Source organism: Dolichospermum flos-aquae CCAP 1403/13F (assembly GCF_012516395.1).
Lineage (GTDB): Bacteria > Cyanobacteriota > Cyanobacteriia > Cyanobacteriales > Nostocaceae > Dolichospermum > Dolichospermum lemmermannii.
Map to the genome: position 1 here is coordinate 2,231,105 of NZ_CP051206.1, position 14,540 is coordinate 2,245,644.

At 36.1% G+C, this 14,540-nt stretch carries 14 protein-coding genes; 9 read left to right on the forward strand and 5 right to left on the reverse strand.

The features are described from left to right. Positions 1-306 precede the first annotated feature (306 nt). The 8 genes from HGD76_RS11020 to HGD76_RS11055 all read left to right on the forward strand — a co-directional run bounded on the left by HGD76_RS11020 (position 307) and on the right by HGD76_RS11055 (position 9,655). Positions 307-1,812, forward strand: a complete 1,506-nt coding sequence (locus tag HGD76_RS11020) for a flippase (RefSeq protein WP_168695805.1) — start codon at positions 307-309, stop codon at positions 1,810-1,812. 22 nt (positions 1,813-1,834) lie between these two features. Next, complete coding sequence (locus HGD76_RS11025; protein WP_168695806.1) at positions 1,835-2,845, forward strand: class I SAM-dependent methyltransferase; 1,011 nt, start codon at positions 1,835-1,837, stop codon at positions 2,843-2,845. 16 nt (positions 2,846-2,861) lie between these two features. Further along, positions 2,862-3,743, forward strand: coding sequence for a glycosyltransferase family 2 protein (locus tag HGD76_RS11030; RefSeq protein ID WP_168695807.1), 882 nt, complete (start codon positions 2,862-2,864; stop codon positions 3,741-3,743). 116 nt (positions 3,744-3,859) lie between these two features. Further along, positions 3,860-4,870, forward strand: a complete 1,011-nt coding sequence (locus HGD76_RS11035; protein ID WP_168695808.1) for a glycosyltransferase family 2 protein — start codon at positions 3,860-3,862, stop codon at positions 4,868-4,870. Between the two features lie 221 nt (positions 4,871-5,091). Further along, positions 5,092-6,195 carry an O-antigen ligase family protein gene (locus HGD76_RS11040; protein WP_168695809.1) on the forward strand — a complete coding sequence of 368 codons (1,104 nt, stop codon included), beginning with the start codon at positions 5,092-5,094 and terminating at the stop codon, positions 6,193-6,195. Between the two features lie 79 nt (positions 6,196-6,274). Beyond that, positions 6,275-7,333 carry a glycosyltransferase family 4 protein gene (locus tag HGD76_RS11045; protein WP_168695810.1) on the forward strand — a complete coding sequence of 353 codons (1,059 nt, stop codon included), beginning with the start codon at positions 6,275-6,277 and terminating at the stop codon, positions 7,331-7,333. 182 nt (positions 7,334-7,515) lie between these two features. Continuing rightward, complete coding sequence (locus tag HGD76_RS11050) at positions 7,516-8,607, forward strand: glycosyltransferase family 4 protein (protein ID WP_168695811.1); 1,092 nt, start codon at positions 7,516-7,518, stop codon at positions 8,605-8,607. 100 nt (positions 8,608-8,707) lie between these two features. Beyond that, positions 8,708-9,655 carry a GDP-mannose 4,6-dehydratase gene (locus HGD76_RS11055; protein ID WP_168695812.1) on the forward strand — a complete coding sequence of 316 codons (948 nt, stop codon included), beginning with the start codon at positions 8,708-8,710 and terminating at the stop codon, positions 9,653-9,655. Between the two features lie 128 nt (positions 9,656-9,783). On the opposite strand, the gene HGD76_RS11060 is transcribed toward HGD76_RS11055, so the two are convergent. The 4 genes from HGD76_RS11060 to rpsF all read right to left on the reverse strand — a co-directional run bounded on the left by HGD76_RS11060 (position 9,784) and on the right by rpsF (position 12,802). Continuing rightward, positions 9,784-10,272 carry a hypothetical protein gene (locus HGD76_RS11060; RefSeq protein WP_168695813.1) on the reverse strand — a complete coding sequence of 163 codons (489 nt, stop codon included), beginning with the start codon at positions 10,270-10,272 and terminating at the stop codon, positions 9,784-9,786. After that, the gene (locus HGD76_RS11065; RefSeq protein WP_168695814.1) at positions 10,269-11,378 is read right to left on the reverse strand and encodes an AAA family ATPase; all 1,110 of its coding nucleotides are present in this window, start codon (positions 11,376-11,378) and stop codon (positions 10,269-10,271) included. Before HGD76_RS11065 ends, HGD76_RS11060 begins: the two co-directional genes overlap by 4 nt. Positions 11,379-11,602: 224 nt before the next feature. After that, positions 11,603-12,163 carry an Npun_F5560 family protein gene (locus HGD76_RS11070; RefSeq protein WP_168695815.1) on the reverse strand — a complete coding sequence of 187 codons (561 nt, stop codon included), beginning with the start codon at positions 12,161-12,163 and terminating at the stop codon, positions 11,603-11,605. 315 nt (positions 12,164-12,478) lie between these two features. Next, positions 12,479-12,802, reverse strand: coding sequence for a 30S ribosomal protein S6 (gene rpsF, locus HGD76_RS11075; protein WP_015078351.1), 324 nt, complete (start codon positions 12,800-12,802; stop codon positions 12,479-12,481). Between the two features lie 289 nt (positions 12,803-13,091). On the opposite strand from rpsF, the gene HGD76_RS11080 reads away from it, so the two are divergent. Then, positions 13,092-13,865, forward strand: a complete 774-nt coding sequence (locus HGD76_RS11080) for a fumarylacetoacetate hydrolase family protein (protein ID WP_168695816.1) — start codon at positions 13,092-13,094, stop codon at positions 13,863-13,865. A 3-nt stretch (positions 13,866-13,868) separates the two neighbouring features. Here HGD76_RS11080 and HGD76_RS11085 read toward each other — a convergent pair whose 3' ends face one another. Continuing rightward, on the reverse strand, positions 13,869-14,345 hold the full coding sequence (locus tag HGD76_RS11085; RefSeq protein WP_148761526.1) for a Tic20 family protein: 477 nt from the start codon (positions 14,343-14,345) through the stop codon (positions 13,869-13,871). Positions 14,346-14,540 lie beyond the last annotated feature (195 nt).

A 14,540-nucleotide genomic window follows, 5' to 3' on the forward strand; every position in this document is an offset into this window, starting at 1 on the left:
GTTGATCCTTTGTCATATTGGCTACGCGATCGCGTAGCCTTTGTAGGCGGGAATATGTTTTGACAATTGATAAACTGAGGGGGATTATTGCGAATTCAGATCACCAAACCAATATCGATGAAAAAAAACGGTGTTCTACCTGTCCTAGTAGGATTAGATTTAAAAATTAACTGTTGATGATGTCTTTGACTGGATAAAATTGATATCTAGGCGATATTTAGCTACTTTATAAGGAAAATATTAGGTCAATATGCAAAACGCAAAAAATTCATCGCCAATGGCGTTCACTTTCAACAGTTGCTCAATATGACTAAATCCCAACTCCAGACTTTAATAAGTGGACGAATATTAGCCCGAAATACAATTTACAGTCTTATCGGTCAGGGAGCGCCATTACTAGTAGCTGTTTTTGCGATTCCGCAACTCATAAAAGGACTAGGTACTGATCGTTTTGGTATATTGACTCTGGCTTGGATGGTTCTTAGTTATTTCAGTTTATTTGATTTGGGTTTGGGTAGAGCATTAACTCAACTTGTAGCTGAAAAATTGGGAAAGGAAAGTGGTGAGAAAGAAATTCCTGCTCTGGTTGGGACTGCTTCTTTCTTAATGTTGATTTTAGGGCTAATAGGAACATTAGTTTTTGTAATTTTATCACCTACGATAGTTTATAATCTTCTCAAGATTCCTACTGAATTACAAAGCGAGACTGTTGTTGTATTTTATCTACTTTCAGCATCAGTGCCTCTGGTTACTAGCACCGCAGGAACTGTGGGTGTATTATCTGCTTTACAAAGATTTGACCTGATTAATGCAGTTCGCATTCCCTTGGGTCTATTGATGTTTCTCGGACCTCTGTTGGTATTGCCATTTTCCCATAGTCTTGTTCCAATTATCGCTGTTTTATTAGGAGTTAGATTCTTAGCTTGGGGAATTTATATATGGCTATGCCTTCACGCTATGCCATCTTTACAGCATCAGATACAATTTAATAAAGCATTATTAGTGCCCTTGTTAAAATTCGGTGGCTGGATGACTGTAACTAACATTGTCGGTCCACTAATGATATACATGGATAGATTTTTAATTGGGGGGTTAATTTCTGTTACTGCTGTTGCTTACTACACTACACCATACGAGGTAGTAACTAAGCTCTGGCTAATTCCCGGATCTTTAGTTAGTGTTCTATTCCCGGCTTTCTCTACTAGTTTCGTCCAAGAACCTCTACGTGCAAAGCAAATGTTTAATAGGGGTGTGAAATATATTTTTTTGATATTATTCCCCATTACTTTAATAATTGTTACTTTTGCAAATGAGGGATTGACTCTCTGGATAGGAAAGGATTTTGCTCAAAATAGCACTCTGGTATTGCAATGGTTAGCCGTAGGGGTTTTAATTAATAGCCTTGCTCAAGTTCCTTTTGCACTGATCCAAGGTGTCGGAAGACCCGATATTACGGCAAAATTCCATTTTATTGAGCTACCATTTTATCTACTGATATTGTGGAAGTTCACCACTGCCTTTGGCATTATAGGTGCAGCCTACGCATGGGTATTAAGGACAATGATAGATACTATACTTTTGTTCTACACAGCATCTAGGCTTATGCCAAACAATCAATCACTAATGCAATGTATGGGTTTTGCTACAGGTGTAGCTGTATTGATTTTTGCTTTTGCAAGTCTAAAGTTAGACCTTTATATAAAAGGAATATACTGTTTATTGACATTGTTGGCTTTTGTTATTACGACATGGTTTCTAGTTCTAGAAACTGATGAACGGACAATGATCAAGAAGAAACTAAAGGCAGTTTAATTTTTCAGTGAGTCAAGGAATTATGGTTGAAATAAAAGATGGTAATGAAATTCGTACTTATTCTTGTCCAAAGTGTTATTTATGTGGCAATGAAGGTAAGCTGCTTTATGAGAGTTTAAAGGATCGCCTGTTTGGTGCGCCTGGGGAATGGAATTTAAAGAAATGTACAAATCCTGAATGTGGTTTGGTGTGGTTAGATCCAATGCCGCTTGAGGAGGATATTAGTAAGGCCTATCAAACATACTATACTCACGATAATAACTATGTTCAGAAAAAAAGTCTTATCTGGCTTTTATTACGAGCAATTTATCGGGGCGTAACAGCAATATCTTCATATATTATGGGAATGAAGGCGGAAGAATTCCAGCTTTCTAGGATGTATTTAAATAGAATCAAGCCATCTAAACTATTAGAAATTGGTTGTGGTTCTGGCGAATTTCTGAATTATATGCAGATAGCAGGTTGGCAAGTTGAAGGTATTGATTTCGATGCTAAAGCAGTTGAAAGTGTACGTAATAAGTATGGTATTAATGCTCATGTTGGTACTTTGGAGAGTTTTAGATATGCAGAAAAATCTTTTGATGCCATTACTATGAATCATGTAATTGAACACTTACCCAACCCAGTTACTCTACTTGAGGAGTGTCACCGTATTCTTAAACCTGGTGGTTATTTAGTTTTAGTAACCCCAAACATTAATAGTTGGGGTCATCAGAAATTTAAAACTAATTGGAGGGGTTTAGAACCGCCAAGACATATTCATTTGTTTTCGGAAGCTACACTTCGAAAATGTGGAATGAAAGCCGGATTTCAGGAAATAGATACTTGGACAACTGCGGCTCGATCAATAAGTCTATTTAATGAAAGTTTTGATATTGAAGAATTTGGGTATCACGCTACGAATCGTCATGGTAATAAGTACCACATATTCAAATCACTAATTTTTTCTTACACAGAACAAATTTTACTCAAAATACTTAAAATCAATCCTGAATTAGGTGAAGAGGTTGTTTTGTTCGCTAAAAAGAGTTAAATATAGAATAGAAACAATGAAAAATCAAGTATGTGCAATATTTGTTTCTTATAACCCTAGTGATGAAATAATAGCCAATGTTGTAGCGTTAATTAATCAGATTGATGAAGTTGTTATTGTTGATAATGCTTCTTGTGCCAAATCAAAAGAATATTTAGATTATTTAGGTAATAACTATAAGCTGAATATTATCCATAATAGTGAGAATGTGGGAATTGCAACAGCACTAAATATCGGAGTTAAATACGCTAGAACCACGGGTTGTTTTTGGGTGGCTACATTTGATCAGGATAGTTTAGCGCCCCTGGGTTTTATTGACTTAATGCTCAATGCTTATGAAGCCTGCAATTACAAAGAACGCGTAGCATTAATATCACCTCGTTATTTTGATAATAACTCCAATACTATTTATCCAGTAATAGAAAGTGTAGACTCTAATAAGTTATTTTGTGATATTAAGACAACATTAACTTCAGGCAATTTGGTCAAATTATCCGTATTTGAAACTATTGGACTGTTTGATGATAGATTTTTCATAGATTATGTTGACCATGAGTTTTGTTTACGGTGTCTGAATAATAATTATAAAATTATAATGTCATCTAAAGCTTTGCTCAATCATGAATTAGGTAATATAACTACACACTCATTATTTGGAAGGCAATTTTTGACAACAAATCATAGTGGCATTCGGAGATACTACAATGCAAGAAATAGGTTTTTTGTTTATAAAAAATATGTAAGTTTGAATCCTAAATGGATATTTTTAGATATTTGTTATCTATTCAAGGATATTATAAAGATACTTATTTTTGAACATGAATCGTTACCAAAAATTTCTTACATAATCAAGGGAATTTATCATGCTTGGCTTGGAAAAAGTGGAAAATACGAATAAAGTTTACATTATCCTCGAAAAATCTGGTTTGAATGTCTCACATCTATACTTCATACTTCCTATTTCCTGTCAATGCGTAAGTCCTACAAATATTTAATTTAGTTGAATAAAAAGCAATGTCTAAGCAACCCCTAATTTACATTATTATCCTCAATTGGAATGGTTGGCAAGATACCCTTAAGTGTCTTGAGTCTTTGCAAACACTTAACTACCAAAACTATGTAGTTTTGATTATAGATAATGGCTCTGAAAATGATTCAGTGCAGCAAATTAAATCTTGTACTAAAGATCGTAGTTCATCTGATATTTATTTTGAACAATCTGAAGTTAGTATTTCTCTTATTGTTGAAAAACAAATATATAGCTCATTGACTATTTTAAATAAAAATATATTATTAATTACTTCTCCTAGTAACTTAGGCTTTAGCGGTGGCTGTAATCTTGGCATTACTTACTCCTTACAGCAAATGGCTGATTATGTATTTTTATTAAATAATGATGCATCTGTTCATCCTGATATTTTCAATCATTTACTGAGTGCTTCAAAAGCTGCAAATGCGGCTGTTGTTGGAGCAAGAGTCTTGGATGAAAAAGGTGAACAAACACTTTTCGCTGGAAAAGATTGGCCAGCGCCAATATTCGTCAGCGGAACAGCATTTTTTAAGCTAGAGCAGCAGTTTTGGGAATCTACTTATGTTGAAGGTTCTTCTATGCTACTCCGCAGGGATTTACTGGAGCAAAGACTCATTGATAATAGTTATTTTCTCGATCCTAGTCTTTTTATGTACGGCGAAGATGTAGATATTTCCATCTATGCAAGGCATCAAGGTTATAAATGTCTGATAGCTCGTGATGCAATTATTTACCACAAAGCTTCTAAAATTTCTGGTGGTCAGGGAAACCCTCGTACATGTTATTATTGTACCCGAAACCGCATCTATCTTGCTAATTGCTGGTTAAGTTTGCCAGAAAAAGCATTATTTCATGTTTACTATGTTCCATCACGCTTAATTATTATACTAATCAAAATATTTCTAAAACCTCAAAACCTGAATGTAGCCAGGGCAATTATTAGCGGGTTACTGGACGGTTATCGAGGTGTTAAAGATAAATGGGTAAGACACTAATTAAGTGTATCTTCACTTTTTGAAGGTGAATAAAAATATCTAAACCTAATGGCAAATAAGTTTTCTTAAAAACAAAAAGATATATCAATAATAAAATGCAGAAACATAGAAAATATTTGGGTGTTAATTTATCATATATATTGATGTTTTTTTTATTTCTGGGAGGGTTTGTATTTCAAAGTGGATCTTTCACTTTCAATCTCCCGGTTATCATATTTATAATGATTCCTATTATTTGTGTTTTTTTTAAAAAAATTAGGTTATCAAGGGATATTTATCTGTTATATGCAGCTCTTACTATATCAATAGTGGTTTCATGCATATCTTTTGAGGGAGCAACTCCTCGTCAATTAACAGGTCTTGTATTTATTGTGTTTGGTTGGTTAGGCTTACTTTGTGGTAGTCTTACAAAAATTACTAAAAATGATTCATCAGTTATGATAGGCGGAATAACTCTATTCTGTCAATTGGTTTTTTCATTTTTATATACTATTATGCAAACCAATATATCTCCAACTAACCTAATAACAGGTTTTAATCTAGTTGATTATTACATACTAAAAGATGGCTTAGTTACGCCATTTGGCAGCTCTAATTATTTAGCCGCTTTTTTACTTTTCTTTATTGGATATTTTTTAGTAACTCGTAAAATTAATTTATTAATCATATCATTGCTAGGAATTTTTTTTACATTATCAAGAACTGGGATCATTATTGTAGTGATATTCTTGGTGATTTTTGGCTTGATTAAATTGTATCAAAAACAAATAAAATATAATACAGCGAAAAATTTATTGTTAATTTCATCTTTTACTATTTGTTTAGCTTTTTTATCAACTTGGCTTGGAAATTCTTTGCAAGAAAATGCAACACAACATACTTTAGATAATATATCTACGTTAACAAACAGAACTGTTTTATGGGAAAGTGCATCTGAAATTATTTCAGAACACCCTTGGTTTGGTAATGGCTTTGGTTCATTAGTGGATTTACCAGCTTTGAAATCTGTAGCAGGTGAAACTGGTATTTGGAGTGCACATAATGGTCTATTAGACTATTGGTTAGCACACGGAATATTCTCAATGCTAATATTTTTAGCATACATTTATTTTATAATGTTCAAGCTTTATAAGTTATCAACACATTCTTTAAATCATCAAGAGCGCTCATCTGCTCTAGGAATTTTTATAGGTTTATTTCTAATGCTAATACATGGATTAGTTGAGCCTTTGCTATTCGATTCTAAGTTTTTAATTTTCATTGGATTAATTGCAGGTGGAATAACTAGTAGTAATCAATATGTTGATGGCAGAATAAATAGTTAATTAGAAAAATTCAATTTAGTTTGACTATTTAGCGCAGATTGTTTAAGATAATTGATAATATATCAAATGAGGTTGGGAATTGAAAATAGCACTAATAGCTCTTTCAGTGCGGGGAGCAATGGGTCATTATATTGATGCACTGGTAACACCTCTGAGTAAACATGTAGAATTACATCTTTTTGTACCCGAACACTACACTGGAAAATCAGGGATGGCAACTGTGCATTTCTTCGCTACCGGACTCAACAAAAGCCAAGCTTTATATCGTTTGATTAATCCATATTTAGCACTCCATGTATGGAAATCAATTGAAAACGTAGAACCTAATGTGGTACATATTTTTAATGGAGAGGGCTATCCATGGAGTTTGCTCTGGGCTTATTGGGCAAGTAAAACAAAGTTACCAATAGTATTTACTGTTCACGATCCAGAGCCTCATCCTGGCAACATTTTAGAATTGATAAATTCATACCTTCGCCGCTTTACTCTGACTAGAGCTACTAAGATACATATTCATTCCCAGCGTTTTCTGCAAGCAATCACTCAGCAAGGAGTATTACCTGAAAGAGTTTCTATAATTCCAATTGGCAGCATAGCGGATCGTTTTGTATGTCATCGTCGAGGGGATATTTTCCAAGAGCGTGCAGCTTTATTTTTCGGTCGCTTAGAAGCCTATAAAGGTTTGGATATTCTTGTAGAAGCAGGTCTCTTCTTGAAAGGAGAATTACGAGTAATTATTGCTGGTCCGGGAGATATCCCTAACACTATTCTCCAAACAATACAAACAAATCCAGAGATTTTTGAACTACATAACCGTTATTTATCTGAGGACGAGGTAGCAAATCTTTTCCAACGAGCGTCTGTCTGTGTGCTACCTTATCGACAAGCTACACAATCTCAACTACCTTTGATTGCTGCTGCTTTTGGTGTTCCACTAGTAGCTACATCTGTTGGTGGATTTTTAGAAGATGTGCCTCTAGTCAATGGTTTGCTAGTTCCTCCTGGAAATCCTAAAGCTCTCGCTGAGGGAATTCAAGAGGGTGTAGGTCGGACACCTTATTATCCAAAAGAATATGAATTTGAGGTGTTAGTTGAAAAATTTGTTCATCTCTACAAGTGTGTTTGCAGAGAATTTTAAGACTCTTGAAATACAAGCAGTGCTTACTGTTTATATCCAGCAATAGAAGTTTACTATTGATTGATGTTTTACACTCTTATTTTACAGTTACTTTCTTTTGAGTTTTAACTAACAATTTCGCTAACAGCTACTAAGGAATAAAGTTTTATTGAGTAACAGAGATAAAAAATATCTAAGCTAATATGAAAATTCTGTACATCATTACGAAATCCGATTTAGGTGGCGCTCAAGCAAACGTTTATGATTTGATAGCCAATTTCTGCAAATATGATGAAGTTCACCTCGCCACAGGTAATAATGGTCCCCTTACAGAGGATGTTACAAAATTAGGAGTTACCGTACATATTCTTCCTAATTTAACCCGTAATATTCAGCTATTCGGTGACTATAACGCAGTCCAAGAATTTATTTCATTAATTCATCAAATTAAACCGGATATTATCCACGCACACAGCAGTAAAGCAGGAGTGATAGCCCGCGTTGCTGGATGGATATGTAGAGTTCCAATAGTATTTACAGCGCATGGGTGGGGTTTTACGCCAGGAACACCCAATACGCGGCGGATTATAGCACTGATAGCTGAAAAAATACTGGCACTATTAACAACAAAACTAATATGCGTATCTGAAAATGATCGCCAACTTGCTTTAAGGTCTGGGGTAGGTCATAAAAATTCACTTGCAGTTGTTCGATACGGAATTAACAATATTCCCGTTACTACTCCTAATCTGTTACAACAGCCGCCACGACTAATTATGGTGGCACGTTTTAACGAACAGAAGGATCAAACGACCTTACTCAAAGCGATCGCTCAACTCAAAGATGACTCTATCCATCTTAACCTGGTTGGTAGTGGTCCATCTTTAGAATCTTGCAAAGCTTTAGCCAAGTCATTAGGAATTGAAAATCAAGTTTCCTTTTTAGGCGATCGCCGGGATGTACCAGATTTATTAGCTCAGTCTCAAATATTTATCCTGAGTACCCATTACGAAGGTTTGCCCATCAGCATTTTAGAAGCTATGCGTGCTGGATTACCAGTTGTTGCAACTAGCGTTAATGGTATTCCTGAAGAAGTTGTAGATGGTAAAACAGGCTTGCTGGCACCGCATCAAGATGTAAAAGCACTAGCAAATGCACTGCACATACTTACTAATTCTCCTGAAATTCGTCAGCAGATGGGTAAAGAAAGTAGAGAGAAATTTGAGCAAGAATTTACAGTTGACCGTATGATAACTGAGATTAGAGCAATATACGAACAAATTATTCAAAAATAGATTCTAACCATCTGGAAATTAACGGTTAAAACTCACCTTATTCTGCCTTGTGTGTAACCATCTAGAAAACGGCAAATCGGCAATTATAAAATATCAGCAAATGACCAAGAAAGCCCTAATCACCCGATTAACTGGTCAAGATGGCTCTTATCTTGCCGAACTCCTTCTATCCAAAGGATATCAAGTATTTGGCTTAGTCCGTCGCTCCAGTTCTGGAAACCTCGAACGGATTAATCACCTCAGTGGTACTGTTGAAATTCTTTCAGGAGATCTCCTGGATCAATCTTCACTCATGGATGTGATTACAGAGTCCCAACCCGACGAAATTTATAACCTTGCTTCTCAAAGCTATATTCCCACATCCTGGACACAACCATCTCTCACTGCGGAATACACTGCTTTGGGTGTTTCTCGTCTCTTAGAATCCATTCGTCGTTGTAAATCTGATGCGAGATTTTACCAAGCCTCCAGCAGTGAAGTTTTTGGACAGCCTGACGTATCTCCCCAAAACGAGCTTACAGCTTTCCGCCCCCGCAATCCCTACGGTGTCGCCAAGGCATATGCCCATTGGATGACTATCAATTATCGCCAACAATATAACCTTTACACTTGCTGCGGTATTACTTATACTCACGAATCCCCCCGACGTGGTGCAGAATTTGTATTTCGTAAAATTACTCGAACTGCCGCCATGATTAAGCTAGGATTAGCTAATCAATTAAAATTGGGAAATTTAGATGCCCGTCGTGATTGGTGCTACGCTAAAGATGCTGTACACGCTATGTGGTTGATGTTACAGCAACAGCAGCCTGATGATTATATTATTGCTAGTGGTAAAACCCACTCAGTTAAGGAACTGGTAGAGTGTGCTTTTAAATTTGTTGGGTTGAACTGGCAAGATTACGTTGTCGTTGATCCTGCTTTTTACCGACCGGATGAATCAGTGCTATTATTGGGTAACATTGATAAAATTCAAAAACAATTAGGTTGGAAACCCCAATATTCCTTATTTTTTTTAGAGGAAGATATTAAATTTCTCTTTTTTTAGGCTTTTTCTTAGCAGTGTAACTATTAGACATCTCCAGAAAAGAATGTAGAGACGTTCCATGGAACGTCTCTACAAGGGTTGTAAGTCACGCATATTTAATTTTCACCAGATGTCTATTGTTTCTTGGTTTAATTTGGAAACAGAAATGGTTTAACAGATAAAATCATCCGTTCTAACTCAGTTTTATTATGTATGATAAGACGATGTTCCCATAATTTATGATTGTTTTCCGCGCAATCTGTAGCCAGAGATTCTCCAATAGTCTCCAAATTTTTTTGAATATCCCTTTTAAGACTCTCTGGATTAGATTGTACACCTAAAACAAATACTCTATTTTTTATATCATCTGGAATATAATTTTCTACAAAATTTAATCTATCTTCACATTCATCAAAATCAATAATTAATAGGATGTTTCTCTGTGGATATTGTCGCATAGCTTTGATATGATCATTTGTGAATTTATCCACAGCTTTTTTCCAACCATCAGCAATTGGTAGGATTTGAATAGCCAGATTATTCACATTCAAATTTTGAATAAATCCGTTAACAATCTGACGATTAGCATCATCTTCAGGTAAAATTAACAAATGTGGTTTATTCTTATTTATACTCATAATTCTATATCACCACAAATCAAAGAATTAATCAAATCGCCAGTAACAGGTATATCACTAAGCAATCTAATTAAAGTTGGTTCTAAGTGACTTTTTCTATCCAGAATAAAGGTGTTTTCATTGGAGAATTTTCTAATTGCTTCAGGATTATGAGAAGTTACTAAAATTTGGCCACTATCCTTAAATGAACGTCTCAGAGATGTGATAAAATGACCTACTTCTGAGATAGAGAGATAGTTGTCAGGTTCATCCCAAAAGCACAAAACTGACCCATAGAATTTATTAGCTGCTAATACCACAGCACAAAGAAAAAAGCATTTTTCACCATCTGATAAATCTTGAAAGTTAACATTCAAGGTTGCATTATTTTCAGCAAATCTCACAATTAAACTTTTGAACTCTTTACCGATAAGTTCATTCAAGAAATCTTGAAAATCGGGCATAACTTCCCGTAAATATTTATCAACGTCTCTATAGGCCGCAGGATATCTACCAAGTAAACCAGAAAACCATTCCCCAATATTTGCACCATCTCTGTTTGGTTGTAAAGTTTCTCCGTGGGAATCTCCAGTCATTAAACTAGGAATTGGTGCTAGAATAATTATATGAGCCAGCCAATTTTTGAAAGTATGAAGTGGATCTGTTTCTGATTGCTCTTGAATGACTGGAAGGGCTACTAAATGCCAATCTACTAAAAACTGAGATTCACGATTTTGTGAACTACTATAAAGAGTAACTTGTGCTTCTTTACGAGAGTAAATTGGATTTCCTGCAACTAAAAGTTGTTCTTCAAAAACTCGCAATTCTTTAAATTTTTCTGGCAACTCTAAGGCCAGGACGTATTTATATAATTTCTCCTCAAGTAATACTTCTATTTCCAAGCGAATGGGAACATCATACCTGCCACGAGTAAAATCTTTAGACTTTACAAGTTGACCAACTCTATTTATACCTCTACCAATAGATTGAAATACCTCTAATGCAGTTGCAATAGTTGATTTACCTGTACCATTTTTTCCAATCAAGAGAGCAGATGACATCTCCTTCATTGTTAATTCAAAGTTTTCTAAACATCTGAAGTTGTGTACATATAGTCTTTGGAGCATAATCAAATAATTTCCCGGAATGGCAAGTGAAAGAACTTTTTGATGAGATATACCAATTATAGGTTCAGATACCTGACTTCGTAGAAAAATCAAAACCTGAAACCCTTATCTGTTATTCCTTCTAATCTTATTCAGCAAGCCCTAACTAAAGTCCGCAGTACCTCAAAAAAAGATAGGTACTGCGGAATAGAAGTTTTGATTTAATTCAAATACAGTCACAAATTTTAGACATTTTGGGCAGCAGGTAAACTATCGGTTGTAACTTCCGAACGAGGAAAAGTAGGTAAATCAATACCGCCATGATTTGTGTAGCGGTTTTTAAGTGCTAAACGATAACTCACACTTTGCAATTCGGCTTGCAATTGGCGATTTTCTCGTTGTAGGATTGTGACCTTGTCTCGCACTGGTGTCATGCGTTCCTCAAACTTACGACGGTAAATTTGGGGTAATTCCTGTACTACCTGCTCTAACATTCGACTACGATCAGTTAGTTCTTGTACAGACTGTCGTAATTGGCAAATCTCCGTATCACGATTCGTAATTTGCTCTTGATAGAAAGTCACCTGCTGTTCGACGGCTTGGATTTGATCTCTTAAAGCCTGCAATTGACTCAAATCTATCTCTGGCTCAGATTTTGGCGGTGTAAAGTTAGTATTACCCTTAACTAGCCGGAATAGTTCTTGAGATAACTGTTGAACTAATTGATCTCGCAGTTGCAAGTCTTGGCGCAACTGCGAGATTTCGGTGGACAGTTCTTGGATGTTTGGTATATCAGATTGGCTCACAGTCACTTAAAGCTCTTACTTAATATATATAGTTAATTTTTCACTTGCGCCGATTATATCACATAGGTCGCAATTCGAGTGAAATAATTGAGCGATTTTTAGTAATTTCCTGATGTCGCAGTATGACGCAGGCCATACTGCTGAACTGCTAAGAGACTTCCAATTAAAGAAATATCCAAAATTTCTTGTAGTGCGGGCATCTTGCCCGCTAATAATACAAGAACGATACCACAAACTTGGACAGCGAAGCCCTGCTGCAAGCAGTTCATCTTTTTTGTGGAGTTATCTAACTAATCACCTCGGAAAACGCGGTTATTAAGCTGCTACAACTTCTTCTGGTTTTTCTTTGTGAACTTCTTGCTTGACTGTCATATAGCGAATCACTTCTTCACTCAATCGCATTGCGCGTTCCATGATAGCAATTACAGTTCCAGGACCTGTGTAGTTGAGTTGAACATAAACGCCATCACGATGCTTTTGAATTTCATAGGCCAGACGACGCTTACCACGGTTTTGAATTTCAATATTCTCAGCACCGTGTTCACGAATTAAGTTTTCGTATTTGGCGATTTGTTGTACTACTTGCTCATCTCCCAAGTCAGGACGCAAAATGTACATGGTTTCGTAAACTGTGGTCATGTTTTTTAATTCACCTTATGGACAATGGCTGAAGAGGTATTAATTTATACAAATATTGCCATGGGCGATACTTTAATTGATTAACATCTCAAGCAACAAGGAATTTTGACAATTTTTTAGTTATTCTACAGTAGCACAATTTTGAGCAGGATTTGTCCACTGGTTAATAGTTTGTTAATTAAGGTCATAAGATTTTCAATATTTATCATATAATCTTACAAGTTTTTAATGGCAATCATTAAGCACATTCTGCTGGAACAAAGTATATTCAAGGATATTTGTCAAAGTTATGGCGCAGCGATATGTGCGAGTTCAAAGTCAAGAAGGGAAAATTTACTATGGGTTACTCCAGCTTTCTCAGAATGTAGAAGTGCTGGATGCTCCACCTTGGTTGGATGGTCAACCTACGGATTTAATCCTGCCATCCAATTCTTACACGATTCTAGCCCCCTGTGCGCCTTCAAAAATTGTGGGTGTAGGCAAGAATTATGCTGATCATGCGGCGGAAATGGGAACACCTGTACCCGCTGAACCGCTAATTTTTTTCAAACCGCCTACATCTGTGATTGCGTCAGAAAGAGAAATTAAGTATCCTTATCAGTCTCAACGGGTAGACTATGAAGGAGAATTGGCTTTGGTGATTGGCGATCGCACAAGTGATTGTACCCCAGCCCAAGCCCAAAGTAAAATTTGGGGTTATACCATTGCCAATGATGTTACAGCCAGGGATTTACAAAAAAAAGACCCCCAATGGACAAGAGCCAAAGGTTTTGATACTTTTTGTCCTTTGGGTCCTTGGATTGTCCGAGAATTAAACCCAGGAGCGAGATTACAGACGTTTCTGAATGATAATCCCCATCCAGTCCAATCTACTTGTATTGATCAAATGGTATTTTCCCCAGATTTTTTGGTGTCTTATATCAGTCAAGGGATGACCTTATTACCTGGGGATATAATATTAACTGGTACACCAATGGGGGTAGGAGCTTTGCAAATAGGCGATCGCATCCGTGTAGAAATTGAAGGAATTGGTCGCCTAGAAAACACAGTTATCGTCCGTTAACTGTTAGCGTACTTGCATATGTACTGCATCGGAAATCGCGGGAATTTCCGCATACTTACCCATTAATGACTGAGCAACGGAATAAACAACTGCTGCTAATATCCCCATGAAAATGGTTGTATAAAGTGTTTGCATAGCAAATCCACTACCAGGAACTAATTTCACAATATCGGTCAAGATGCTACATAAAAAGATCACAATATCGAGAATGATGGCTTGCATCGTGTTAAAACGAATAAAATGATTAATTTTCTCGTTTCTGACCACCAACAGCCACAAAGCAAAGAAAATAATCATTCCCGCATAACGGACACCATAGTAAATTCTTAATAGTGGCAACAGGGGTAAAAATATCAGTCCTAACAGTGGAAAATCATTCATTAAAAACTGACCGAAAGCAAATACCTCAATCAAAGGCAGTAGATAAGGTAAACAGGCAAAAATTCGATCAGGGAAAGTTGTAGACCCGCGCCAAGACATTTTGTGTTCTCCTGTGGCTAAATTTTAACAGCTATTGAGCTTAGGATAACGCAGATGCTTGACCTTGCTGACAAATCACCAAATAGAACGAAAGGCACGGAAGCCACTTGGCAATAGATGCGTGGAGGAAGTGCCAACGGCGAATTTATTCGCCGTGACATGATAGAATTAATTAGCAAGTAGGAATAACCATCA